The sequence below is a fragment of the Acinetobacter sp. AL9 genome (genome assembly GCF_041464035.1).
GTDB lineage: Bacteria > Pseudomonadota > Gammaproteobacteria > Pseudomonadales > Moraxellaceae > Acinetobacter > Acinetobacter towneri.
Genome location: NZ_JAYFSK010000236.1, coordinates 1 through 265, shown reverse-complemented (window position 1 = coordinate 265; position 265 = coordinate 1). Strand labels below are relative to the sequence as shown.

2 tRNA genes are annotated in these 265 nt (G+C 44.5%); both read right to left on the bottom strand.

Features of this window, described 5'->3' with window-relative positions:
- Nucleotides 1-29 precede the first annotated feature (29 nt).
- Nucleotides 30-105: transfer RNA gene (locus ACEO2X_RS14490), tRNA-Ala, on the bottom strand.
- A gap of 70 nt (nt 106-175) precedes the next feature.
- Nucleotides 176-252 (bottom strand) — tRNA-Ile (locus ACEO2X_RS14485).
- Nucleotides 253-265: the final 13 nt, after the last annotated feature.

Sequence of the window (265 nt, the reverse complement as noted above, 5' to 3'; positions counted from 1 at the left end):
AAAAGCAGTGCTTTTCTGATCTTAAAATTTGGTGGAGACTAGGAGAGTCGAACTCCTGACCTCCTGCGTGCAAAGCAGGCGCTCTACCAACTAAGCTAAGTCCCCAGCTTATCATCTGTGATTCGATATATCTTCAACTCCTGTAACTTGATTTATTCAATCTAGGTCAAAGTCATGGTGGGTCTGACAAGACTTGAACTTGTGACCCCACGCTTATCAAGCGTGTGCTCTAACCAACTGAGCTACAGACCCTCAGATACATCAA